This is a genomic window from Streptomyces sp. BJ20, assembly GCF_022869105.1.
Lineage (GTDB): Bacteria > Actinomycetota > Actinomycetes > Streptomycetales > Streptomycetaceae > Streptomyces > Streptomyces griseoincarnatus.
The window spans coordinates 1,044,950-1,067,939 of record NZ_CP094918.1 but is presented as its reverse complement, the minus strand read 5'-3'; the positions used below and the strand labels follow the sequence as shown (position 1 = coordinate 1,067,939).

Below are 22,990 nucleotides of genomic sequence, written 5' to 3'. Positions count from 1 at the left end.
GACGCGGCCCGGCGCCCCTGGTGGGGCGCCGGGCCGCGTCGCGTTTCCGGCCGGTCCGGTCAGCTCCCGGACCCGCTGTCCTTCGCCCCCGGCGAGCCCTCAGGACCCTGCGCCGACTTCTTCAGGAAGCCCATGTCCTCGTACACCGGGGTGGCGAAGCCGAAGGCGCCGGCGTTGGCGAGGTTCTCGCGGGCCGCGACCAGCTGCGGGCGCTGGTAAAGGGGGATGGAGCCGGCCGCCGCCCAGATCCGGGAGTCGGCCTTGCGGATCAGGTCGCGGCGCTCGGAGTCGTCGAGGGTGGCGATGGCCTGGTCGAAGAGCTGGTCGACCTGGTCGGTGCCGACCCGGGTCCAGTTCTGCTCCACGTTCAGCGAGCCGTCGGCGGCCGCGACCGGCTTGGAGTAGACCGGGCGGGCGTCGGTGGCGGGGAAGGCGGTCGCCGGCCAGGAGTAGAGGGCCAGGTCGAAGTCGCCGGACGCGATGTGGTCCTTGAAGTAGCTGTCGTTGTCGACCTTGGAGATGTCGGTGCGGATGCCGATCCTCTCCAGCATCGTCGCGATCCGGCCGGCCACCGTCTCCAGCGTCTTCGAGCCCGGCCCCGACGGCAGCACGAACCGCAGCACCAGCGCCTTGCCGTCCTTGGCGACCGGGGCGGTGTCGGCACGGGCCGGGGCCGCGGTGCCCTTGGGGGCGTAGGCGCCGGCGGGGGCGCCGCCCTGCTTCAGCTGACCGGTGCCGGTGCCGGAGTCGTGCGGGGCCTTGCCGTCGCCCGTCCCGTGGTTCTTGCCGTCGTCCTCGCCGACGATGTACGTGCCGTCGTCGCCGTCGCCGGAGTCCTCCGAGCCGCCCGAGCCCTTCGTGTCCTCCTTGCCCTCCTTGTCCGCCTCGGAGCCGGCCGCCTCCTCGTCCTCGTCCTTCTTCGTGTCCTTCTTCTCCTCCTTCACCGGGCCGCCCGGCACCCACCCGGCGTCCGAGAGGAGCGCCCGGGCCTCCTTGGCGTCCGGCTTGCCGAGGGCGCCGCTGCCGTCGGCGTAGGCGGCCTGGCCGGACAGCGCGAGGTGGCTGCCGACGGGCTCGGCGGGCAGGCCGAGCGGCTTCAGCACGGCCCCGGCGAGGTCCTCGCGGTCCAGGGCGCGGGCCACGGCGCGGCGCACCCGCTCGTCGGACAGGGGACCCTCGGCGCCGTTCAGGGCGAGCTGGGTGTAGGCGGGCTCCAGGGACTTGCGCACCTCGAACCCGCCGAGCGCCTTCTGCTGCCGTGCGTACTTCTCCGCCTTCTTGCGCAGCTTCTCGCGGGCCGAGATCTCCTCGTCGGCGGCGTCCTCGTCGGAGCCGTTGGCGACCGCCCAGGAGTGCAGCGCGTCTGCGGCGGAGCGGTCGGCCTCGGGGCCCATCAGGGGCGTGTTCCCCTCCTGCGGGAGGGCGGCGACCGTGATGCGCCGGGCGGCCTCGGGGTCGATCTCGGCCAGGTCGAGGGTGCCGTCGCTGAGGGCGGAGACGCGCTTGTCGTGCGGCACGGCTCGCAGCACGATCTTCCGCAGCTTGGCGGTCCTGCCCCACCAGCGGGGATTGCGGGCGAGGACGACCTCGTCCTCCTTGGTGTCCACCTTGTCCACCGTGAACGGTCCGGCCGTGACCTTCAGCTTCTTGCGCGCCCCGTCGTTGAAGGAGTCCGGGGTGCCCATGACCTCCTTGGGATACAGGGGGCTGAACAGCGACTTCCAGTCGGCGTAGGGGCGGCTGAAGGTGACCTTGACCTCGAGGTCGTTCTTGCCCCGCTCGACCTTCTCGATGCGGTCGTATCCCGCGTTGCGGGCGGTCCAGTAGGCGGTGTCCTTGCCGGACAGGGCGCGCCACTGGGCAGCGAAGTCGGCGGCGCCGATCTCCCGGCCGTCGCTCCAGACGGCCTGCTGGGCGAGCCGGTAGACGACGACCTGCTTGGGCTCGGTGTCGACGACGTCGGCGGAGGCCAGGTAGTCGGCGTTGCGCACGGCCCGGCCCCGGCCGTCGGAGCGGTACATCGACGGCAGGACGGCCTCGGCGATCCGGGCGGTGGTGGTGTCGGCGTCCGCCTGGAAGGTGTTCAGGGTGTCCGGGACGGTGTCCACGGCCCAGCGTAGGGTCCCGCCGTCGGCGATGTCGGACCGGTCCGCGCCCGCGACGTCCGCGCCCGCGAGGGGCTCGCCCGCGGGGTCTTCGGAGCCGCATCCGGCCAGGGCGGGCACCGTGAGCATGCCGGCGGTGAGGAAGGCGACCGAGCGCAGGACCGCGCGCGGTCCGATGCCGTCGTGGGACATCTCTGGGTACCTCCGGAAAGCCGCGGGCATGGTGATCACACTTGGTATGGGGCGTTCATCCGATGTATGCGGCCCACTGAAGGGGAAAGGGTTCCGCGTTCCCGGTCGACACGGCGGCCACGGACGCCAAGCCCACCCATGCGGCGCAACGCACCCGGCGCCACGCGGCTTCGCACCGGACGATGCACCCATGCGCCTCGGCCAATCGATGCACATCCCTTCACAGCGCAAGGTGTGACGCGCAACACTCGCAGGCGCATGACCGTTGCACCGCCTTGGGCCTCGAAGGACCCGTGGAAGTGAGGTCACGTCATGTCCGTGCACGATGAACTGGCGACCGTCCAGCGCTGTCTCGACGACCTGATGAGGTCGGTGGGGCGCCTGGAGAAGCAGCTGGGCAGCGGCAGTCTGGAACTGCGCCGCGTCCGCTCCGACACCAACCACCTGCGCGAGAGCCTCGCGCTGCTCCGGGACACCGCCGTCACCTCGGCGGGCCCGGCCAAGCGGCCAGACCTCGTGACGATCTCCGACACCCCCTACGACGTGTCGCTGTGGGTGGACACCGACGACGAGGGCCTCGGCGCCCGCGACCGCCGCGCGCCCTGACCCCCGCCCGACCGCCGCCCCGCCGACCTGGCGCCCCCCGACCCCTACCGGAGTGGACGACGTGGCCACTGGTACGGAACCCCCTGCGACCGAACCCGAGCACCGCGGCGGCGTGAGATCCGGCACGCGCGCCGCGATCTCCGCCCCGCACCTGCGGACCGACCGCTGGTGGCTGGCCCCCGCCGCCACCGCCGCCGGGCTGCTCGCCTTCGTCGTCTACTCGACCTGGCGGGCCTTCGCGAACGCCGACTACTACGCGGCGCCGTACGTCTCGCCGTTCTACTCGCCCTGCCTCGCGGAGAACTGCGAGCCGATGCGCGGCGGCCCGAACTGGGACCTGTTCGGCGGCTGGTGGGGCATCTCGCCGGCGATCATCATCCTGATCTTCCCGCTCGGCTTCCGGCTGACCTGCTACTACTACCGCAAGGCCTACTACCGGAGCTTCTGGGCGTCACCGCCCGCCTGCGCGGTCGCCGAACCGCACGCGAAGTACACGGGCGAGTCCCGCTTCCCACTGATCCTGCAGAACGTCCACCGGTACTTCTTCTACGCGGCGCTGCTGGTCGCCTGCGTGCTGAGCTGGGACACCGTGCTCGCCTTCCGCGACGAGGACTACGCGTGGGGCCACATGGGGCTCGGCACCCTGGTGTTCCTGGTGAACATCGTCCTGATCTGGGCGTACACCCTGTCCTGCCACTCCTGCCGGCACATCGTCGGCGGGAAGCTCAAGCACTTCTCGAAGCATCCCGTGCGCTACCGGATGTGGCAGTGGGTGGGCCGGCTGAACGCCAGGCACATGCAGCTCGCCTGGGCGTCGCTGGTCAGCGTGGCGGTCGCCGACCTCTACGTCTATCTCGTCGCGTCCGGGGTCTTCGACGACCCGCGCTTCTTCTAGCTGGGGGCCTTCATCCATGTCCGTGGTCGACCGACAGGAGTGGGACGTCGTCGTGGTGGGGGCCGGCGGCGCCGGCCTGCGCGCCGCGATCGAGGCGCGCGAGCGGGGCGCCCGTACGGCCGTGATCTGCAAGTCGCTGTTCGGCAAGGCGCACACCGTGATGGCCGAGGGCGGCATCGCGGCGGCGATGGGCAACGTCAACTCCGGCGACGACTGGCAGGTGCACTTCCGCGACACCATGCGCGGCGGGAAATTCCTCAACCAGTGGCGGATGGCGGAGCTGCACGCCCAGGAGGCGCCTGCCCGGGTGTGGGAGCTGGAGACCTGGGGCGCGCTGTTCGACCGGACCGAGGACGGCCGGATCTCCCAGCGCAACTTCGGCGGCCACGAGTACCCGCGGCTGGCGCACGTCGGCGACCGCACCGGCCTGGAGCTGATCCGCACCCTCCAGCAGAAGATCGTCGCGCTCCAGCAGGAGGACTTCGCGGAGACCGGTGACTACGAGTCCCGGCTGAAGGTCTTCCAGGAGTGCACGGCCACCCGGGTGCTGAAGGACGGCGACCAGGTGAGCGGGGTCTTCGGCTACGAGCGGGAGTCCGGCCGCTTCTTCGTCCTGGAGGCCCCGGCCGTGGTGATCGCCACCGGCGGCATCGGGAAGTCCTTCAAGGTCACGTCGAACTCGTGGGAGTACACGGGCGACGGGCACGCGCTGGCGCTGCTCGCGGGTGCGCCGCTGCTGAACATGGAGTTCGTGCAGTTCCACCCCACCGGGATGGTCTGGCCGCCGTCGGTGAAGGGCATCCTCGTCACCGAGTCGGTGCGCGGCGACGGCGGGGTGCTGCGCAACTCCGAGGGCAAGCGGTTCATGTTCGACTACGTCCCGGACGTCTTCAAGGAGAAGTACGCGCAGTCCGAGGAGGAGGCGGACCGCTGGTACGACGACCCGGACCACAACCGCCGCCCGCCCGAGCTGCTCCCCCGCGACGAGGTCGCCCGCGCCATCAACGCCGAGGTCAAGGAGGGCCGCGGCTCCCCGCACGGCGGGGTGTTCCTGGACGTGTCCACGCGGATGCCGGCGGAGGTGATCAAGCGCCGGCTGCCGTCGATGTACCACCAGTTCAAGGAGCTGGCGGACGTCGACATCACGGCCGAGCCGATGGAGGTCGGCCCGACCTGCCACTACGTGATGGGCGGCATCGCCGTCGACTCCGACTCGGCGGCGGCGCGCGGGGTGCCGGGGCTGTTCGCGGCCGGCGAGGTCGCGGGCGGGATGCACGGCTCCAACCGGCTGGGCGGCAACTCGCTGTCCGACCTGCTGGTGTTCGGGCGCCGGGCGGGCCTGCACGCCGCGGACCACGCGCGCGCCCGGGCCGGGACGCGGCCCCGCGCGGACGACGCCCAGGTGGACGCGGCGGCGGCGGAGACGCTGCGCCCGTTCTCCGCGGAGGGCGGGGAGCCGGCCGACGGCCCGCCGGAGAACCCGTACACGCTGCACCAGGAGCTCCAGCAGACGATGAACGACCTGGTCGGCATCATCCGCCGGGAGCACGAGATGCGGCAGGCCCTGGAGAAGCTCGCCGAGCTGCGGGCACGGGCCCGGCGTGCGGGCGTGGAGGGCCACCGGCAGTTCAACCCGGGCTGGCACCTGGCGCTGGACCTGCGGAACATGCTGCTGGTCAGCGAGTGCGTGGCCCGCGCGGCGCTGGAGCGCACCGAGTCGCGCGGCGGCCACACCCGCGAGGACCACGCGGTCATGGACCGGGCCTGGCGCAACGTCAACCTGCTGTGCTCGCTGACCGACCCCTCCGGCGGCCTCGCCGCCACCGACGCGGTGCGCGGGCAGATCACCCTGACCCGTGAGACCACCGATCCCATCCGCCCCGACCTCCTCGCCCTCTTCGAGAAGGACGAGCTGGTCAAGTACCTGGCCGAAGAGGAGCTCTACGAGTGAGCAGCTACGAGGCCCGCTTCAAGGTGTGGCGGGGGGACGTCGACGGAGGCGGTCTGGAGGACTTCCGCGTCGAGGTGAACGACGGAGAGGTCGTCCTCGACATCATCCACCGCCTCCAGGCCACCCAGGCCCCCGACCTCGCCGTGCGGTGGAACTGCAAGGCCGGCAAGTGCGGTTCGTGCTCGGCGGAGATCAACGGCCGCCCCCGCCTGCTGTGCATGACCCGCATGTCGGTGTTCGGCCGCGAGGAGACGATCACGGTGACGCCGCTGCGGGCGTTCCCGGTGATCCGGGACCTGGTGACGGACGTCGGCTTCAACTACACCAAGGCCCGGCAGGTCCCGGCGTTCGTGCCACCGGCCGGGGTGGGTCCGGGCGAGTACCGGATGATGCAGGAGGACGTGGACCGCTCGCAGGAGTTCCGCAAGTGCATCGAGTGTTTCCTGTGCCAGGACACCTGCCACGTCGTCCGTGACCACGAGGAGAACAAGCCGGCGTTCGCCGGGCCACGGTTCCTGATGCGGGTCGCCGAGCTGGACATGCACCCGCTGGACGCGGCCGAGGAGTCCGGCCTGGACCGCAAGCGCACGGCCCAGGACGAACACGGCCTCGGCTACTGCAACATCACCAAGTGCTGCACGGAGGTCTGCCCCGAGGGCATCAAGATCACGGACAACGCGCTGATCCCGCTGAAGGAGCGTGCGGTGGACCGCAAGTACGACCCGCTGGTCTGGCTGGGCGACAAGATCCGCCGCCGGGGAGCCTGAGGAGGGGTCAGCGGACCCAGCCGTCCTTGAACTCCTTCCAGTTGGTCTCCGTCGCCGCGAAGTCGATGTACGGGGCGAGACCGAAGAGTTCCCGGTCGGGATCCGTGCGGGACAGGCCGAGACGCGCGCCCCGGACGGCGGCGCCGACGGTCTCGGCGTGCCCCCAGTGGCTGGGGTTGCTCTCGTAGTAGAAGGGCAGGCCCATCAGCAGGTGGGTGGTGGGCGGGGTGACCTCCAGCGCGAGCGAGGTCTGCTGGGCCACGTACCCGCCGTAGGTGCTCTCGAAGAGGCGCGCGGTGTCGTACGACATGACGGCGATCTGGTCGACGCGCCGCGCGACCTGGCCGAAGAACTCCTGCGACCACCACTTGGGGTGGTCGGCGACGAGGCCCGCGACCGAGTGGAGGTGCGGCAGCGGGTCGATCTGGTGGGCGGCAACGGACAGCTGCGCGTCCCGGTCCTTGGTGAGTTTCCGCAGATCGTCCAGCAGGTCGAGGTAGTGCCCGTCGCCGGAGTGCAGCGGCTCCAGGTCCAGGTGGACGCCCTCGTAGCCGGTGTCGAGGACCTGGCCGGCGCTGCGCACCACCTCGGCACGGGTGGCGGCGTCGCTCAGCTCCAGGCCTTCGGGGCCGCCGTTGGCGAGAACGTCCCCGAGGAACGCCTGGACGCGCACCCCGGGCAGCTCCCGGTGCACCGCGTCGATGAACCAGCGGGCGCGTGGATACACCGACCTCGGCAGGGTGCCGTCGTGCTCCAGCGGGCCGGTGTGGACGTACAGGTCCCGGACGCCGGTGTCCTTGAGCCGGCCGGCGAGAGCGGTGACGTCGGCGTCCTTCTTGCGTCCGTCGACCCAGGCGTGACCGAGCCACATGGCGTCCCGGTCGCGGGTGTAGGTGCCGTCGGCCGGGTCGCCCATGTAGTTGACCCGCAGCGCAGTCTCGACGGCGACGAGCGGCACGATCAGCACCAGCGCGAGCACGAGGACGGCGCGTCTGACGCGGCGCACCCAGGGTCTGCGGCGCTTCTTGGCCGACTCGGGCACGTGCTCAGGCTCGGGCGCGGACGCGGACGCGGGCGTGGGCGTGGGTCCGGACGCGGACCCGGACGTGGACGCCGACTCGGGCGCAGGCGCCGGCTCGGGCTCGGGCGTTGTCCGGGTGTCGTCCGTGGGCTCGTCCGTGCCGTCCCGCGACTCCGTGTGGTCCATGCCGCCGTTCCCCTCGTCGTCGGATGTTGGGGGTGAGGACGAGGGGAACGGGCGGTGCGGTTGCGCCTACGGCTTCATGATCACGAAAGGTCACGTCGGGGTCTACGGAGCGTCAGAACAGGCTGAGCAGCGCCTCCGCCGGGTCCGTGAGGCCGGTGTCGGCCCCGGGCAGCGGCAGTTCGAACCACACCGTCTTGCCCCGGGGCGTACGGCGTGAGCCCCAGGCGGCGCTCAGCAGGCCGACGAGCTGGAGGCCGCGGCCGCCCTCGTCGGTGTCGCGGGCGCGCCGTCGGCGGGGCTGGACCAGCCCGGAGTCCCAGACCTCGCAGACCAGGGTGCGGTCCAGCAGCAGCCGGAGTCTGATCTCCCCCTCGCCGTACCGCAGGGCGTTGGTGACGAGCTCGCTGACCAGCAGCTCCGTCGTGTCGACCAGCGGCTCCATGTCCCAGGCGAGGAGCTGGGCGCGGGCGTACTCGCGGGCACGGCCCACGCTGCGCGGCTCGCGCGGCAGTGTCCAGTCGCCCACGGAGTCCGCGGGCAGGCCCTGTACACGTGCCATCAGCAGCGCGATGTCGTCCTCGCCGTGATGGGTGTCGAGCGTGTTGAGGACGTGGTCGCAGACGTCCTCCAGTGGCGCGGACGGGTCGGTGAGCGCGCCCACGAACGCCTGGAGGCCCTCGTCGAGGGGGTGGTCGCGGCTCTCGACCAGGCCGTCCGTGTAGAGCGCCAGCAGGGCGCCCTCGGGCAGTTCGACCTCCACCTCCTCGAAGGGCTCACCGCCGACGCCGAGCGGCATGCCGGGCGGCACGTCGAGCATCAGCGCGTTCTCCCCCGGCTCAACCAGGACGGGCGGCAGATGGCCCGCGTTGGCGAACGTGCAGCGGCGGGTGACGGAGTCGTAGACGGCGTAGACGCAGGTGGCCAGGTACACCTCGGAGAGGTCCGCCTCGCGGGGGCGGCGGGCGGCGCGGGTGGCCTGCTGGACGCCTCCGGTGAACGCCTGGGAGGGGCCGCCGGGCGCGCCCAGACCGCGGGCGATCTCGTCCAGCTGGCTGAGCACCTCCGCCGGTTCGAGGTCGAGCTGCGCCAGTGTCCTCACGGCGGTGCGCAGTTCGCCCATGGCGACGGCGGCGCGCAGGCCACGGCCCATGACGTCGCCGACGACCAGCGCGGTGCGGTGCCCGGGCAGTTCGATGACGTCGAACCAGTCACCGCCGACCTCGCCGGTGCGGCCGCTCGCCGCGTTGCCGGGCAGGTAGCGGCAGGCGATGTCGAGACCGGACGCCTCCGGGTCGCCGGGCGGGAGCAGTGAGCGCTGCAGTATCAGCGCGCGTTCGTGCTCGCGGCGGTAGAGGCGGGCGTTGTCGATGCAGACGGCGGCGCGGGCGGCCAGTTCCACGGCCAGGTCGCGGTCGCGGTCGCCGAACGGCTCGCTGCCCTTGGTGCGGGCGAACTGGGCGAGGCCCACCACGGTGTCGTGGGCGACCATCGGCACGGCGAGCGTGGACTGCACCAGGCCGCCGTCCTCGCCGGGCACGGTCTGCGGGCGGGCAGTGCGCAGGGCGTCCGCGCAGGCCGAGTTGAACGGGTAGTGGTGGACGGCGCCCAGCTTCACCGGCTCCTCGGTGCCGCCGATGGGCCCGTCGGACACGGCGCTGGCGAAGGCGACGCGGCGCACCTCGGCGCTGCCGTCGGCGAGGCCGGGCGGGGTCTCGTCGCCAACCAGCAGCCCCTGGTAGAGGTCGACGGTGGCCAGGTCGCAGAAGCCGGGCACGACCACGTCGAGCAGTTCACGCGCGGTGGTCTCCAGGTCGAGGGAGTTGCCGATGCGCGCGCCGGCCTCGTTCAGCAGGGCGAGATTGCGCCGTGCGGCGGCGGCCTCGCGGGCGGCGGCGCGGCGGGCGGTGATGTCGATGCCCAGCCAGGCGATGCCGATGGGGCGGCCGCTGCCGCTGTGCACGCGGTAGAGGTTGACGGACCAGTGGCGCCGCTCGTCGGAGCCGGGGACGAACCCGGTGACGTGCATGTCCGTGATGGAATCGCCGGTCTCCAGCACCCTGCGCAGGGTCGCGGCGACCCGCTCGGCCTCGCCGCGCGGCAGGTAGTCGTGGACGCCCTTGCCGCGGTGGTCGTCGGGCGTGCCGCCGAAGAGGGACGCGAACCGCTCGTTGGCCCGGCGGACCCGCAGGTCACGGTCGATCAGCACGAAGCCGAAGGGGGATTGGCCGAATATGGCCTGCGAGGCGGCCAGATCCGTCTCGATACGGCGCAGGGTGCGGACGTCGACGACGATGCAGACGGCGGCCTTCTCGCCCGCCTCGGTCCGCGTCGGCATGACGTAGACCTCGGCGATGCCCTCCCGGTCGCGGTCGTCCCCGGCCAGGTGGGCGGGCAGCCGGAACGGCACCACGCCGGTCCACTCGCGGCCGTCGAGGATCTCGGCCATCTTGCGCTGGCCGCGCTCCCTGCGGACGGGCTCGAGGAACGCCTCGATGGGGTCGGCGCCGACGGCGCGCTCCGCGGGGATGCCGAAGATCTGCTCGGCGCGCAGACTCCACTGGTCGACCAGCCCGTCGGGGCCGATCGAGAAGGACGCCACCTTGATGTAGTCGTACATGGAGCCGGGCGGGGCGGTCTGCCACATGGCGTCACCGGACGGAGCATCGCCGGATAGGAGGCCGTCGGCGGCCTCGTCCTTCGGGCCGCCCGACGAGTCCTCGGACTCCGTGGCCTTCGCTGGTATCTCGCTCACGCGAACCGTCCCCTCCAGCTCACCGCGTCCGGCACCGGTCACCGGGGGCGGCTGCCCGCAGTATCCAGCACTACGGCGCCGCGCAACACGGTGTTCACGATCACAGCACGGTCCCGATGCTTTTCGGTCCACGCCGTGAGAACACTTCCAGTCTTCTAACCAGCGGACACGCCGTCGAATCCCCCGTTCGACAACCGTCATGGACGGTGGCCGGTCACGGAGCGCGGCGAGGGCCCGCGCACAGCTGCGAACGGCCGTGCGGGACCTCACCGGGGGACCACGAGTTCGCACCACACCGTCTTCCCGTGCGGCCCGGACCGGTGCCCCCAGCGGCGGGAGGAGCGGGCCAGGAGCTGGAGTCCGCGCCCGCCCTCGTCGTCGGGCCGGACGACGCGTTCCTGGGGCGGTTCGGGGACCGGGTCGGACACCTCGACGAGCAGCACCCCGGTCCGTCCGGCGGGCCGGGTCAGGCACACGCCGACGGGTCCGGCGGCGTGCCGCAGGGCATTGGTGACGAGCTCGCTGACCAGCAGCTCCGCGAGATCGGCGGCGCCGTCCAGCTCCCACCGGCGGAGCTGTTCGCGCACGGCGCAACGGGCTGCCCGCACCGCGTTCGGGTCTGCGGCGAAGGTCCACGTGGCCCGGTCGCCGTCGGTGTCGGTCACGCGGATCACCTCCCCCGCCGAGGGAGTCAGGCAGTCCGACCGTGTCCGGTTTCATGTGGTCAATAGCCACATACCCGATATCCCGGACGGAGTACCGCGCACAACGGCGCGTGGCGCGCACCTCGTACGCGGGCGACTGCCGACGGCGCGCTCACGGATCGTCATCTCGCGGCGGTACGCCGGGATCGCGTCACACGTCGTCGCGCGCTTCGAGGTGGGTGAGGGCGTCCCGCACGGCGGGCACGTCGTGCTCGATCCAGTCGACGTCCCAGACGCGGTCGGGGGCGAGCCATCGCAGCTCGTCGTGGTCCTGCAGGGGGCGCGGGGCGGCGGACCCCGGTCGCAGGCGGGCGGTCCACACCTGCATGACGTACGGCGTCCGCAGGGGCCACTGGCCCGGGACGCGCTCCCCGGCCTCGGCGTCGACGCCGAGTTCCTCGCGCAGCTCGCGCACGACGGCGGCGTCCGGAGCCTCGCCCGGTTCGACCTTGCCGCCGGGGAGCTCCCAGAGCCCGGCCAGCTCGGCGGGCGCGCTCCTGCGGGCGACGAGAAGCCGCCCCTCGTGCCACAGGGCGGCACCCACCACCACGATCCGCTCGCTCATACGGCGGAGCCTACGGGAGACGGGCCGGCGCTCCGCGGCGGACCAGAGGGCGGGTCAGCTGACGGTGGAGCCGTTCTGGCCGATGCGTTCGACCCAGTAGAGCTGCTTGTGGCCGCGGCCGTCGAGGCTGTCCGCGATCTTCTCCGCCTCGGCGCGTGTCGCGTAACGGCCCACCCGGTAGCGGTTGCCGTTGTCGTCCTGACGCACGACGAGCCAGGGAAGAGTCACCGTGCCGTCGCTCATCGCTCCCCTCCACTTGCCTTCCGCGACCTGTGCCGCGCCCCGCCCGGTAAGGAAACCGCAGTCCGCATATGCCCGAGCCTACGCCTTACCTTCACTGAGCGAATACGCCTTTTCACAAACAGGCACGCAACCGGCCAGCACGGAGGGGGCGCACGGTGGCGGATGCGCCGTGCGCCGAGGGCGACATGTCCGGTCAGCGCCGTATGACCTTCCTCGCCCGGCCCTTGGGGCGACCTGCAAGAACGGCCAAATCCCTTCGTCCGTCGCCCCGGCGCGGGCCGAGCCCCACGCCGGGGCGGAACCAGGACGCGGGGCGCGAAGGGGAGCGCGAGGGGGCGATGGGGCGGCTGAGGAGGCGTGTTGCCCTGGGCGGGCGGCATGGGGACGGAGCGAGGACGCGGGCGGGCGCGCCACGGCGAGATCGCGGGCGGGCGCGCTGCGGACGGGGCGCCTGCCCGCCGGGCCCGGCGCAAGGGGCGCCCGCCTTCTCCTACTTCACCGGCAGGTGATACGCCGCCCGGTAGCGGTCCGCCGGGATCACCACGTCCGCCGTCTCCACCGGACGGCCCGACGCGAAGTACGTGCGCTGGATGACCAGGACGACGTGGCCGGGGACGCCGCCCAGCAGCATCAGCTCCTCCGCGAGGCCGGGGCGGGCCCCGACCTCCTCCGTCACGTTGTCCACGACGACGTCGATCGCGCGCATGCGCTCGACCACACCCATGCCGCCCAGCGGGCCCTCCTCGGGCAGCATCACCGGCGTGCGCCCGGTGAGGGCGAGGGGCTCCCAGGACGTGGAGAGCATCATCGGCTCGCCGGCCTCCCGGAACAGGTACTTCGTGCGCATCACGCGGTCTCCCGCGTCGACGCCCAGCCGCTGGGCGATCGACGCGCTCGCGTCCGTCTGCTCGCTGCTGGACTCCCAGGTGCCGCGCACACCGATGTCGGCCTGCTCCTGCCGGAACGGCGTCGCCCCCCGCTCCGGGCGGAACCCGGACCGGGCGACCCGCCGCGGCACGGGCCGCTCCCGCACGTACGTCCCCGACCCCGAGCGGCCCTCGACGAGCCCCTCGGCCATCAGCACCTTGCGCGCCTCAAGCGCGACCGTGTCCGAGACGCCGTACTCCTCGCGGATGCGGGCCTGCGAGGGGAGCCGGGTGTGGGGCGGCAGCTGACCGTCGACGATCTTCTTGCGGAGATCACCCGCGACGCGCAGGTACGCCGGCTGCTCACCGAATGTCACTGGCCGCTCCCATCGGGTTGTACAGACAGCAACAGAGTGGCAACCCTGGGTTGTCCGAAGCAAGCAAAGGCCAGAGAATCACTCGATGTGATGACCTTTACCGCGGGAGGGCTTTACGCAGGCACTTTCTCCCCGCTATGGAGGCGCTCACACCTCCATCTCACCGGCTTCCGGCTCTCGCTCGACCTCCTCGTCGTAAGCGGGCGGTGAAGTCGCCAGCCCCAAAGCTTCGCGCACGGTGATCGACAGGGAGGGGTCGGTCGCCTCCCATGCCTCCTCCTCACGGATCCAGTACGCGTCGGGGTCGGCCGTGCCCGCCGCGCGGCCCCAGGCGAGCCGCGCCGCGACCAGGTCGGCGACCAGCTCGTCCACCGGCTCCCGCGCCTGGACCGGCCAGGAGTGCGCGCGCAGCAGCCGCACCTGCTCGGTGACCGCCTCCTCGACCTGTGCGGCCCACTCCCGGTCGTCGCTGACGTCGTCGTCGAAGTAGTCGGACGCGGGCACCTCGTCCAGCGCGACGTTGAGCACCTCGGCCGCCTCCAGGTAGGCCTGCTGATGGGCGTCGAGGGTGGTCGCGTCGCTGCGCAGCGACCCGCTGAAGCGGGTCCCGTCCTCGCGGCCGAGCACACAGGCGACGGAGCGGTCGCCGAAGCGCCAGCTCTGCTCGGACGGGGCGAAGTAGTAGACGCCGATCTCCTCCGGCAGGGACCAGCCGTCCATGACGTAGGCGCTCCGCCGCTCGTAGCAGCGGTCCTCGCCCAGCTCGACGAGGCTGTCGTCGCCGGGGAAGTCGCTCCCGGGGACGGCTACGAGGGCGAAGACCTCGCCGTCGTGCTCGTCGGTGCAGGGAACCTTGAGGGCCTTGACGGTCCAGCCCTCCAGTCCGCCGGGCGAGGTGAAGCAGTCGCCCTTGCGCAGGGACAGGACGCTGTCGGAGCGCGCCCCGTCCCGGAAGCCCTCCCAGAACGCCGCCACGCCACCGGTGACGAGCGCGACCGTCCACAGCGCCAGCCCGAGCGAGGACAGTGTGACGCCGGCGACCGCCATCCCCTTCCCGCGCTCGCCCCGCCGTCTGATCTGGAGCAGCGCGATCACCCCCAGCACCAGCCCCACGGCGGGCAGGAAGCACAGCACTCCGAAGACCAGGGCGGCGATGGCGACACCGTTGACGGCGGCGGGCGGCCGGGGCCCGTACGGGCCGTAGGGGAAGTACGGCCCGGGACCGGGCGGGCCCTGGTGGGGGAAGTGCGGCGGCTGGGCGCCGCCTTCGAACTGCGGCCCGGCGGGCGGAGGTATCGACACGACGCGCATCGTAGGCGGACGGTGACGGGCCCCGCCCCCGGGGATGCCTCCCGGGAGCGGGGCGCCGGTCCGGCGGACCGGCCGGAGCCGGCACCGCCGCGGACGTGCTCAGCCCACGTACAGCAGGCGGTTGGGCGAACCGCTGCCCGGGCTGGTGACCACGCCGGTGGTGGCGGACGAGGTCAGCGCGGACGAGACCTGCGCGGGCGTGGCCGACGGGTTGCCGGCCAGGTACAGCGCGGCGGCGCCGGCGACGTGCGGGCTGGCCATCGAGGTGCCGGAGATGGTGTTGGTGGCCGAGTCGCTGGTGCGCCAGGTGGAGGTGATGGAGGAACCGGGCGCGAACAGGTCCACCACCGAGCCGTAGTTGGAGTAACTGGCACGGGCGTCGGTGGACGTGGTGGCGCCGACCGTGATCGCCTCGCTCACCCGGGCCGGGGACTTGGTGGAGGCGTTGGTCGACTCGTTGCCGGCCGCGACGACGAACGTGACGCCGGCGGCGACGGCGTTGCGGACGGCCGCGTCGAGCGTGCTGTCCGCGCCGCCGCCGAGCGACATGTTGGCGACGGCGGGCTTGACCGCGTTGCGCGCCACCCAGTCGATGCCGGCGACGACCTGCGCGGTGGTGCCGGAGCCTGAGTTGTTCAGGACGCGGACGCCGACGATCCTCGCCTTCTTGGCGACGCCGTACGCGCTGCCCGCGACGGTGCCGGCGACGTGGGTGCCGTGGCCGTTGCCGTCCTGGGCGACGTTGTCGCGGTCGACGGCGTCGTAGCCGTTGGAGGCACGGCCGCCGAAGTCGTTGTGGCTGATACGGACGCCCGTGTCGATGATGTACGCCGTCACGCCCTGCCCGGCCGAGTCCGGGTAGGTGTAGGCGCGGTTGACGGGGCGGTTGCGCTGGTCGATGCGGTCCAGGCCCCAGGAGGGCGGGTTGGACTGGGTCGCGGAGACGGTGAAGGTGCGGTTCTGCACCACCGAGGCGACGGCCGGGTCGGCGGCGAGGCGCTTGGCCTCGGCCTCGGAGGCCTCGATCTCGTAGCCGTTGAGCGCCTTGGAGTAGGTGCGCTCGACGGCGGCGCCGTACTTCTCGGCCAGGGCGCGGCCCTTGGCGGTGGTCGAGCGGGCCGCGTCGGCCTTCAGGGTGACGATGTAGCTGTCGGCGACGGCGTTCGCGGCGCCCGCGTACTGGACACGGCCTTCGGGTGCGGCCGGGGCGGCCCCCGCGGGGAGCGCGGAGACCAGGCTCGCGACGAGCGCCGCGGAGGCCGCGGCGCCGAGGACGGCCAGTCTTCGCCGGGGGTGACGCATCACTGCCATGGAGGGTTCCTCCTCAATCGGTGGTGCGCGTTCGTGTGGGGGGTGGTGCGGTGACGCACGGGGGCGCACGGCCATCCATGTCGGGAGCATGACAAGCAGGGCCGCCGCGTCCGGGTGCGTCAGCCGAAAGATTGAGGGTTCCACAGGAATTCCACAAGAGTGCCTCGGCGGCCTACGGACCTCGCCGTTCCGATTCGGACACCGACGCCGCGCCCCCACGGCACACCGATGTCCGGCACGGAGACGGCACAGCCGGCCCATGGACTCCCCGTCCACCCCCGTTAACATGTTCGAACTCACGACGGATGTCCTCATTCACCGGCTGTCCACCGGAAGACCCTGTCCTCCCGCGCGATGCGCCACTTGCCCGCAAAGCCACCTGCCCGCAACCGAATCACCAGGCGAACCAGTTGATAACCGAACCCACTCGAATACCGCCGCGGGACGACCGCGGGACGCAGCCCGCCCCGTGGCGCCGGCCCCGCGTGGTCCTGTGGACCGCGGCGGGCGTGGCGACCCTCGGCTTCCTCGTCGCGCTGGAGATCGTGGCGCGCGGCTACGGCTTCTCGGGGCCGATCACCGAGCAGTCGCGGGAGGTGATCTTCGCCCCCGAGTCGGGTCCGCTGCTCTACGGCGGCCTGGCGCTGACGATGGTGGTCCTCACCTGGCGGCAGCGGCTGATCGCACTGGGGATCGCGGCGGGCGTGGACGTCGCGTTCTTCCTGGTGCGATGGGCGCTCGACGCCGACATGAACTTCGGCAACGGCGCGCTGTGGGTGGTGCTGGGCGTGGCGGTCCTCGGCCTCACGCGCCGCACCGGGCAGGAACGGCTGCTGCTGCTCAAGGGCACCGGTCTCGGCCTGCTGCTGGTGGCGGGCCACAAGACCGGCGACACCTGGCTGCTCATCACCTCGAAGACCCGGGCGACCGTCCTCGACGCCTACGTGGCCGCCGCCGACCACGCACTCGCCGACCCGTCGTGGCTGGTGGGCCGCTTCCTGAACGCGACCGCGCCGGTCAGCACGGGCATCCTGCACGTGGTCTACGGCCAGCTCCCGCTCGCCGCCGCCCTCGTCGGCCTCTACCAGCTGCGCCGGGTGGCGGTGGAGCGCCGCTTCCCGGCCCATCACCTGGTGCGCACCTTCCTGGTGATCGGCCTGTTCGGCCCCGCGATCTACATGATCTTCCCGGTGGTCGGCCCCGTCTTCGCGTACGGCACGGACGGCGGCGCCTGGGCGACGGCGAACCTCTGGCCGGACGTCCTGCCGCCGGTCACCGACCCGCAGCCGATCCCGTTCGACGGCATCACCCCGCGCAACTGCATGCCCAGTCTGCACACCGCGTGGGCGGTCACCCTGTTCATCCACTCCCGTGACGGCTCCCGGGCGATGCGCTGGGCGGGCACCTTCTGGCTGGTCGGCACCCTCACGGCGACCCTCGGCTTCGGCTACCACTACGGCGCCGACCTGCTCGCCGGCGTGGTCTTCGCCCTGACCATCGAGACGGCGATGCGCTGCTCCGCCCACGGCTGGGACCGCGCGGGCGTCCGCGTGGTCGCCCTCGGCCTGACGGTCTTCGCCGCGCAGCTCGCGTCGTACCGCTGGCTGCCCACGGAGATGGCCGCCCGCCCCTGGCTCTACGGCCCGCTCCTGCTGCTGGTGACGGGCGCGGTGATCTACGCGTACGCGCGGACGGCGCGGGCGGCGCGTGAGCGCGAGCGCGAGCCGAAGCCGGGGGTGCCGCGGCAGCGGCCGGTACCGGAGGCGGAGGCGTCGGCGTCGGCGTCGGCGGAACCCACGGATTCGGCGGGGGCGGCCGAAACTGCGACGACCGGGACCGGCACGACCGGGGAGTCCGGCGCGACGGACGCGAAGCCGGAGCTGGTCTGAACGACGGCGCGTCACGTCCCGGGGCGCGCCACCTCTTCCGCGCGCCGGCGTGAGCGGTGGTCGCGCCATTTGGTGACCAGCCAGAGGACGTTGACCCCGCCGAGGGTGACCAGCACCGCCGCCGAGTCGGCGTACCCGGCGGGCGTGTTGCCGGGCGCCAGCCCCCGTACGGCGCGGGCCAGCAGGGCGATGTCGAGGGGCAGGGTCACGGCGGCCATGAACGCGAGACACGCGGCCGTGCCCACGACGAGGACGACGCTGTACACGCGGACCGCCCGGCGCTCGTGCCGGGGCAGCCGGGCGCCAGGGTCCCCCTCCCCCGCCGCCGTGCGGGCGCCGGGACGCAGCGCGCGCAGCGCCCGGCGGTACCGGTACCGGGCGTAGGCGAGCCCGTCGCCGTACAGGTCCCGGCAGCCGGTGAGGTCCTGCAGCACGAAGTACACGTCTGTCCGTGTGAACACCATGAGCTGGAACGGCAGCGGCATCAGCGCGAGCAGCAGGGCGGCCGCCGACAGCCGGTGGACCGTCGACGCGGGGTCGGTCACGGCGAGGACAAGCACGAGCGCGGAGGCGACGGACAGGTTGAGCGCGATGCCGGACAGGTAGGCCGTCAGCCGGTGGCGGCGCGGGGCGAGTTCGATGCCGCTGATGTCGGTCTGCATGACGAGGAACTGCAGCCGTGTGCCGAGACGCATCCGCCCCGGCACCCCGGCGGCGCGGGCGGTGACCAGATGGGCCAGTTCATGGGCGAGCAGCAGCGTCCATCCGGCCGCCGCCCCGCTCAGCAGCACCACACTGCCGTGCGGGCTCCACAGCAGGTCGCGGTAGCCGGGCAGCAGGCCGGGGCGGAGCAGCAGGATGACGACGGCGACCGCCAGCAGGACGGCGACGGCGACGGGGAACACCGGGTGCAGGGTGAACCGGACATGACGGGGGCGCAGCCATGGCAGCGAGGCGCGCGGCGGCGTCGGGTCGGGCAGCGGACGGTCGTCGATCCGCGCGACGAACCCGAGGGCGGCCAGGTCCGCGACGAAGTCCGCGATGTCGAACTCCTCGCCCGTGTCCGCGCGCAGCCGCTCCTGCGTCCGGGCCACGCTCAGCCCCTCGCCCAGCAGGCGCACGGCCCGCGCCCCGGCGGACGGCAGGGCGACGAAGGTGCGGGTCGCCATGCGTCCGACGATCCACTCGTCGCGGTCGCGCCGCATCGAGAGCTCGTGCAGGGCGACGCGGGAGGCCGGCCCGACGCGCGGCTGTGCCTCGGCGGCGGTGTCCGTCACCGGGCCTCCCCGTCCGGCGCGGTCACCGCCGGCCGCGTGCCGCAGGCGGGGCAGTCGTCGCGCCGTTCGGAGCGTTGCAGGACCGGGTCGCCCGGCACCATGAGGTTGAGGCCGAAGCGGCAGCCGGGTTCCACGGGCGGTATGCCGCACAGCAGGGTGAGCGCTGCGTGCGCGAGCAGACTGCCGGACAGGCCCGCGGTCACGGCGTTGACCGGGTTCCACGGCATGCGCGGCGACGCCACGTCCTCGTCCTGGCCGGGCGCGAGGCGCAGGTCGCGCCGCTCGGCCTCGGCGTCGCGCAGGCACTGCCAGCAGGCGCCGCGGCCGGGGGCGAACACGCCGACGCTGACCAGCGGCCCGCGGTAGCCCGCCTCGGCCCACGGGGTGCCGGTGGCCAGGCACACCCGGTTCGCCCATCTGCGGATCTCCGGGGGGCGGTCGGCGGCGAGGAGGAGCAGGTCGTACGGGCGGTCAGGGTCTCCCGCGGTGTCGGGCGCCCGCGTGAGCAGGTCCTCCAGGTCGTCCGGGCCGCGCACCTCGCGGCGCTCCCCCGTGAGCGTGGTGTCCGCGTTCAGGGCGCGCAGCGCGGCCAGCGCCGCGTCGAGCTTGGGCCGGCCCACGTCGTCCTCACGGAAGAGGGTCTGCCGGTTGAGGTTGGACAGTTCGACGACGTCCGGCTCGACGCAGCGCAGGTGTCCCACGCCGGACGCGACGAGGTCGCGGGCGGCGGCCCCGCCGGTGCCGCCGACGCCGACGAGCAGCACGCGGGCGCGGCGCAGCAGCGCCTGCGGCTCCCAGGAGCTGGTGCGGGGACGCAGGTCCATCCAGCGCATCAGGGTCATCCCCCTGCCGTAGCGCTCGCGTTCCCGCGCGGTCAGCTCCGCGGGCGGCGGGGCGCCGGCGTCCTCGACGTAACCGGCCTCGGTCAGGTCGTCCATGGCCCCGGTGACGTCCTCGTCGTCCAGGGCGAGCCGGACGTGGCGCCGGGTGACCTCGGCGACGACGTCGTCCGGTCCGCGCGTGCCGTCCATGGCCTCGACCAGGGTCCACACCCAGCCGTCGGGGTCGAGGATCTCGGCGCCGATGCCGTGGACGACGCTGCCGATCCGCACGTCGCCGTCGACCGTCCGGTAGGCCCGGTGCTCGGGCTTGATCCGGGGCCGCCGCATCGTCCGGACCGTGGCCCGGTCCGTGGTCCGCACCGTCATCTTCGCGCCAATCTCACTGGTCTCAACTACCGCTCCTCCAACGCACATTGACAACGATCACCCGGTCGGCGAACGCTGGCAAGGGCACATCTGGTCCTTCGCACGGCAACGGACAACGGGAGGAACGGCATGGCGAACAAGATCGAGATCCGTCCGCTGGACAAGAAGGAGACCACCGGCGACAGCGGTGGTAACGGCGGCAGCTGACGGACGGACAGGATGGACCGCTACCTCACGGTCGCGGAGGTCTCGGCAGCGGCGCGGCGGCTGGTCTCCCGGTACCCGGGGGCCGGCCGTCTGCGCCGTGTCGGCACGTCCCGCGCGGGGCGTCCGCTGGAGATGCTGTCCGTCGGGCACGGCCCGGCGCACGTCCTGGTGGTCGCCCGTCCGCACCCCGACGAACCGGTCGGCGCCGTCACCGCGCTCTCCTTGGCCGAGCGGGTGGCACGCGGCGACGGGCGCACCCCGGCCACCGATCCGGCGCGCGTCACCTGGGACGTCGTGCTGTGCCTCGACCCGGACGGGGCAGCGCTGAGCGACGGCGTCGAGGAGGTGACGGCCGGTCCCGCGCCCGCCCTGGAGCGCTACTTCCGCGCCGCGTTCCGCCCGGTCGCGGCGGAGCAGCCCGAGTGGGCGCCGATCGAGTCGGCCCGCCTCCCGGAGAGCGGGGCCCTGTTCGACCTGATCGACGACCGGCGGCCGGTCCTCCAGTGCTCCCTGCACGGCATCGAGGCGGGTGGCGCCTTCGCCCAGCTGACGGACGACCTGCCGGGTTTCGCCGAGGGCTTCCACACGGCGGCCGCCGGCCTCTCCGTCCCGGTCCAGCACGGCACCTTCGACGCCCTGTACTGGGAGAACCCCGCCCCCGGCGTCCATGTCCTGCCCCCGCCGGAGAGTACGGGGCGGCTCGCGGCCGGTTCCGAGAACATCGGCCGGTCCACGTGGTGCGCACCCCGGCGGTACGGCGGTGTCACCGCGATCGTCGAGGTGCCGATGTGGGCGAGCGCGTGGGCCGACGATCCCTCCCCGCGCCCCGACGCCGTAAGCGCCCTGCGCGGGCTGTCGCGGCTGGTGCGGGACGGAGGCGAGCAGGTGACCGCGGTCCTCGACAAGGCGCGCGGCTTCCTGCCGCCGCCCGAGGAGAGCGCGCCCCGGCGCGTGCTGGAGTGGATGGCGGACGGTCTGTACGACCTGGTCGCCACCTCCTGGCAACCCTTGGCCCAGCAGGCGGCCGCGGGCGGGGAGCGCCTCACCACGGCCCAGATCTGCGCTCTGGACGTGGTGGCCCGCCGCCAGCCGCTCCGCGCGGCAGGTCTGCTGCTGCGCCTGCTGTCGGCCTCGGACGACCCTGCGGCGCCCTCGCTCCACGACGAGCTGCACGCCCTGTTCACGGCCTGGTGCGCGGACTTCGCGCGGGAGTCGGGCCTGCGCTGGGTCCCGGTGCGCGACCAGGTGGACCTCCAGTCCCGTACGGTCCTGGCGGCGGCGGAGTGCGCGCTGCGCTCCGCGCGCTGAGCGGGACCGGCGCACGGGTGGCGCCACGCGGGGCCGCGATCGTCGTGGTCGACGGGGTTCCCGTACGGGCCTGACCGGACCCCGTTCCAGGTGCCGCGCCCGTCCCGGACCACGTCTTCTCCACGCGCGCGCCACGGGTGAGGTCCGTGAGGCCCTACGGGAACAGTCCCGGTCCGACTGGGAGGCGTTGAGGTTAGCAACGTCCCGGTCGAATGCATCCCTCACATGACCGGGCGGTTGGCGGACGTGTACCCCTCGGCGACATGGCCAGCGATCAACCAGCTGCGGTGGCACCAGAGCTATATATACCCTCCAAAATAACAATTGGTTTGTTAAAATGGTCGGCATGACTGAGATCGCACCGGCCCCCGGTGAAGGACCCGTCCGTCCCGTGTCCGTGTCCCTGCACGAAGGCACCATCGCCGCCCTGAAGCAGCGCACCGGTCGACGCGGCATGTCCGCCTACGTCGAGAGCCTCATCCAGCGGGAACTGGAGCGGGAACGCCTGCGTGAGCTGATCGCCGCCGCGGAGGCCGAGCACGGTCCGGCGGACCAGCGGGCGGTCGACGCCAAGCGGGAGATTCTGCGCGGTGACGCGGCAAGCTCGGCGGACGCCGCGTGAGCGGGACCCTTGTCCTGGACTGCGAAGGTCTCTCCAAGCTCGTACGCCGGGATCCCGAGCTGACCGAATGGCTCGCGGCAGCCGACGCCGAGGACGTCCGGGTAGTGACCAGCTCGGTCACCCTCGTCGAGGCGCGGGATCCGCGAGTCCACCAGGCACAGTTCGACTACGCCGTCTCGCGCGTCAACATCGTCCCACCCGGTGAGGCCATCGCCCGACAGGCGAGCAAGCTGCTCGCCGAGACGGGGCTGCACGGTCACAAGTACGCGCTGGACGCCATCGTCGCGGCGACAGCGCTCGCCTCGCCCCGCCCCACGACCGTGCTCACCTCCGACCCCGAAGACCTCCAGATGCTCTGCACCGGGGGTGTCACCGTCATCAAAGTCTGACTGTGAGCCCCACATTCGCCTTCCACGGCCGACGAAACCGCCACACGCCAGCCGGTAGGAACCCAGCACCGGGGAAATGTCGACGAGGCCGGACCGAAACCGGGCCGACCCCGCTGACCTGCACGCGTGCCAGCTCGGCCAGAACGAGCCGTGGCTTCACCACACGTTGGCACTGAATGCCTGCGGCCTGCTGCTGACCTGCGGCGAAGCCCCGCCCGCATCTCTGCGGCAAGGCCGG

Annotated in this window: 18 protein-coding genes and 1 pseudogene; 8 read left to right on the top strand and 11 right to left on the bottom strand. The window is 72.7% G+C overall.

What is annotated here, in order from left to right; translation table 11 throughout:
* Positions 1-59: 59 nt before the first annotated feature.
* Entirely contained in the window at positions 60-2,297 is a 2,238-nt protein-coding gene (locus MTR79_RS05055) for an ABC transporter family substrate-binding protein (RefSeq protein ID WP_189364286.1), read from the bottom strand.
* Between the two features lie 312 nt (positions 2,298-2,609).
* On the opposite strand from MTR79_RS05055, the gene MTR79_RS05050 reads away from it, so the two are divergent.
* The 4 genes from MTR79_RS05050 (at position 2,610) to MTR79_RS05035 (ending at position 6,516) form a co-directional block, all read left to right on the top strand.
* Positions 2,610-2,903: a hypothetical protein gene (locus MTR79_RS05050; RefSeq protein WP_122215649.1), complete on the top strand. Its 294-nt coding sequence runs from the start codon at positions 2,610-2,612 to the stop codon at positions 2,901-2,903.
* A gap of 61 nt (positions 2,904-2,964) precedes the next feature.
* Positions 2,965-3,798, top strand: a complete 834-nt coding sequence (locus tag MTR79_RS05045; RefSeq protein WP_048455982.1) for a hypothetical protein — start codon at positions 2,965-2,967, stop codon at positions 3,796-3,798.
* A 16-nt stretch (positions 3,799-3,814) separates the two neighbouring features.
* The gene (locus tag MTR79_RS05040) at positions 3,815-5,749 is read left to right on the top strand and encodes a fumarate reductase/succinate dehydrogenase flavoprotein subunit (protein WP_244789334.1); all 1,935 of its coding nucleotides are present in this window, start codon (positions 3,815-3,817) and stop codon (positions 5,747-5,749) included.
* Positions 5,746-6,516 carry a succinate dehydrogenase/fumarate reductase iron-sulfur subunit gene (locus MTR79_RS05035; RefSeq protein ID WP_086702880.1) on the top strand — a complete coding sequence of 257 codons (771 nt, stop codon included), beginning with the start codon at positions 5,746-5,748 and terminating at the stop codon, positions 6,514-6,516. The genes MTR79_RS05040 and MTR79_RS05035 overlap by 4 nt, the downstream gene beginning before the upstream one ends.
* Positions 6,517-6,523: 7 nt before the next feature.
* Here MTR79_RS05035 and MTR79_RS05030 read toward each other — a convergent pair whose 3' ends face one another.
* The 8 genes and pseudogenes from MTR79_RS05030 to MTR79_RS04995 all read right to left on the bottom strand — a co-directional run.
* On the bottom strand, positions 6,524-7,723 hold the full coding sequence (locus MTR79_RS05030) for a glycoside hydrolase family 18 protein (protein ID WP_244789332.1): 1,200 nt from the start codon (positions 7,721-7,723) through the stop codon (positions 6,524-6,526).
* 112 nt (positions 7,724-7,835) lie between these two features.
* Positions 7,836-10,475 (bottom strand): SpoIIE family protein phosphatase, encoded by a 2,640-nt coding sequence (locus MTR79_RS05025; protein ID WP_086702877.1) that lies wholly within the window; start codon positions 10,473-10,475, stop codon positions 7,836-7,838.
* A gap of 266 nt (positions 10,476-10,741) precedes the next feature.
* The gene (locus tag MTR79_RS05020) at positions 10,742-11,170 is read right to left on the bottom strand and encodes an ATP-binding protein (RefSeq protein WP_189364341.1); all 429 of its coding nucleotides are present in this window, start codon (positions 11,168-11,170) and stop codon (positions 10,742-10,744) included.
* Between the two features lie 160 nt (positions 11,171-11,330).
* The gene (locus MTR79_RS05015) at positions 11,331-11,744 is read right to left on the bottom strand and encodes a (deoxy)nucleoside triphosphate pyrophosphohydrolase (protein ID WP_244789330.1); all 414 of its coding nucleotides are present in this window, start codon (positions 11,742-11,744) and stop codon (positions 11,331-11,333) included.
* A gap of 54 nt (positions 11,745-11,798) precedes the next feature.
* Positions 11,799-11,987, bottom strand: a complete 189-nt coding sequence (locus tag MTR79_RS05010) for an SPOR domain-containing protein (RefSeq protein WP_048455826.1) — start codon at positions 11,985-11,987, stop codon at positions 11,799-11,801.
* Positions 11,988-12,477: 490 nt separating this feature from the next.
* On the bottom strand, positions 12,478-13,230 hold the full coding sequence (locus MTR79_RS05005) for a GntR family transcriptional regulator (RefSeq protein ID WP_086699627.1): 753 nt from the start codon (positions 13,228-13,230) through the stop codon (positions 12,478-12,480).
* Between the two features lie 147 nt (positions 13,231-13,377).
* Complete coding sequence (locus MTR79_RS05000) at positions 13,378-14,541, bottom strand: DUF4190 domain-containing protein (RefSeq protein ID WP_244789328.1); 1,164 nt, start codon at positions 14,539-14,541, stop codon at positions 13,378-13,380.
* Between the two features lie 105 nt (positions 14,542-14,646).
* Positions 14,647-15,852, bottom strand: a pseudogene (locus MTR79_RS04995) (S8 family peptidase); the annotation flags it as partial.
* Positions 15,853-16,337: 485 nt separating this feature from the next.
* Here MTR79_RS04995 and MTR79_RS04990 point away from each other — a divergent pair.
* Positions 16,338-17,741, top strand: a complete 1,404-nt coding sequence (locus MTR79_RS04990; protein WP_244789326.1) for a phosphatase PAP2 family protein — start codon at positions 16,338-16,340, stop codon at positions 17,739-17,741.
* Between the two features lie 11 nt (positions 17,742-17,752).
* Here the strand turns inward: MTR79_RS04990 and MTR79_RS04985 are convergent, their stop codons facing one another.
* Together MTR79_RS04985 and MTR79_RS04980 are read right to left on the bottom strand one after the other, a co-directional pair.
* On the bottom strand, positions 17,753-19,018 hold the full coding sequence (locus tag MTR79_RS04985; RefSeq protein WP_244789324.1) for a hypothetical protein: 1,266 nt from the start codon (positions 19,016-19,018) through the stop codon (positions 17,753-17,755).
* The gene (locus MTR79_RS04980) at positions 19,015-20,226 is read right to left on the bottom strand and encodes a ThiF family adenylyltransferase (protein WP_244789321.1); all 1,212 of its coding nucleotides are present in this window, start codon (positions 20,224-20,226) and stop codon (positions 19,015-19,017) included. The genes MTR79_RS04985 and MTR79_RS04980 overlap by 4 nt, the downstream gene beginning before the upstream one ends.
* A 219-nt stretch (positions 20,227-20,445) precedes the next feature.
* On the opposite strand from MTR79_RS04980, the gene MTR79_RS04975 reads away from it, so the two are divergent.
* The 3 genes from MTR79_RS04975 to MTR79_RS04965 all read left to right on the top strand — a co-directional run bounded on the left by MTR79_RS04975 (position 20,446) and on the right by MTR79_RS04965 (position 22,752).
* On the top strand, positions 20,446-21,741 hold the full coding sequence (locus MTR79_RS04975) for a M14 family zinc carboxypeptidase (RefSeq protein WP_244789319.1): 1,296 nt from the start codon (positions 20,446-20,448) through the stop codon (positions 21,739-21,741).
* A 346-nt stretch (positions 21,742-22,087) separates the two neighbouring features.
* Positions 22,088-22,363, top strand: a complete 276-nt coding sequence (locus tag MTR79_RS04970; protein WP_122215637.1) for a hypothetical protein — start codon at positions 22,088-22,090, stop codon at positions 22,361-22,363.
* On the top strand, positions 22,360-22,752 hold the full coding sequence (locus MTR79_RS04965; RefSeq protein ID WP_122215636.1) for a PIN domain-containing protein: 393 nt from the start codon (positions 22,360-22,362) through the stop codon (positions 22,750-22,752). The genes MTR79_RS04970 and MTR79_RS04965 overlap by 4 nt, the downstream gene beginning before the upstream one ends.
* Positions 22,753-22,990: the final 238 nt, after the last annotated feature.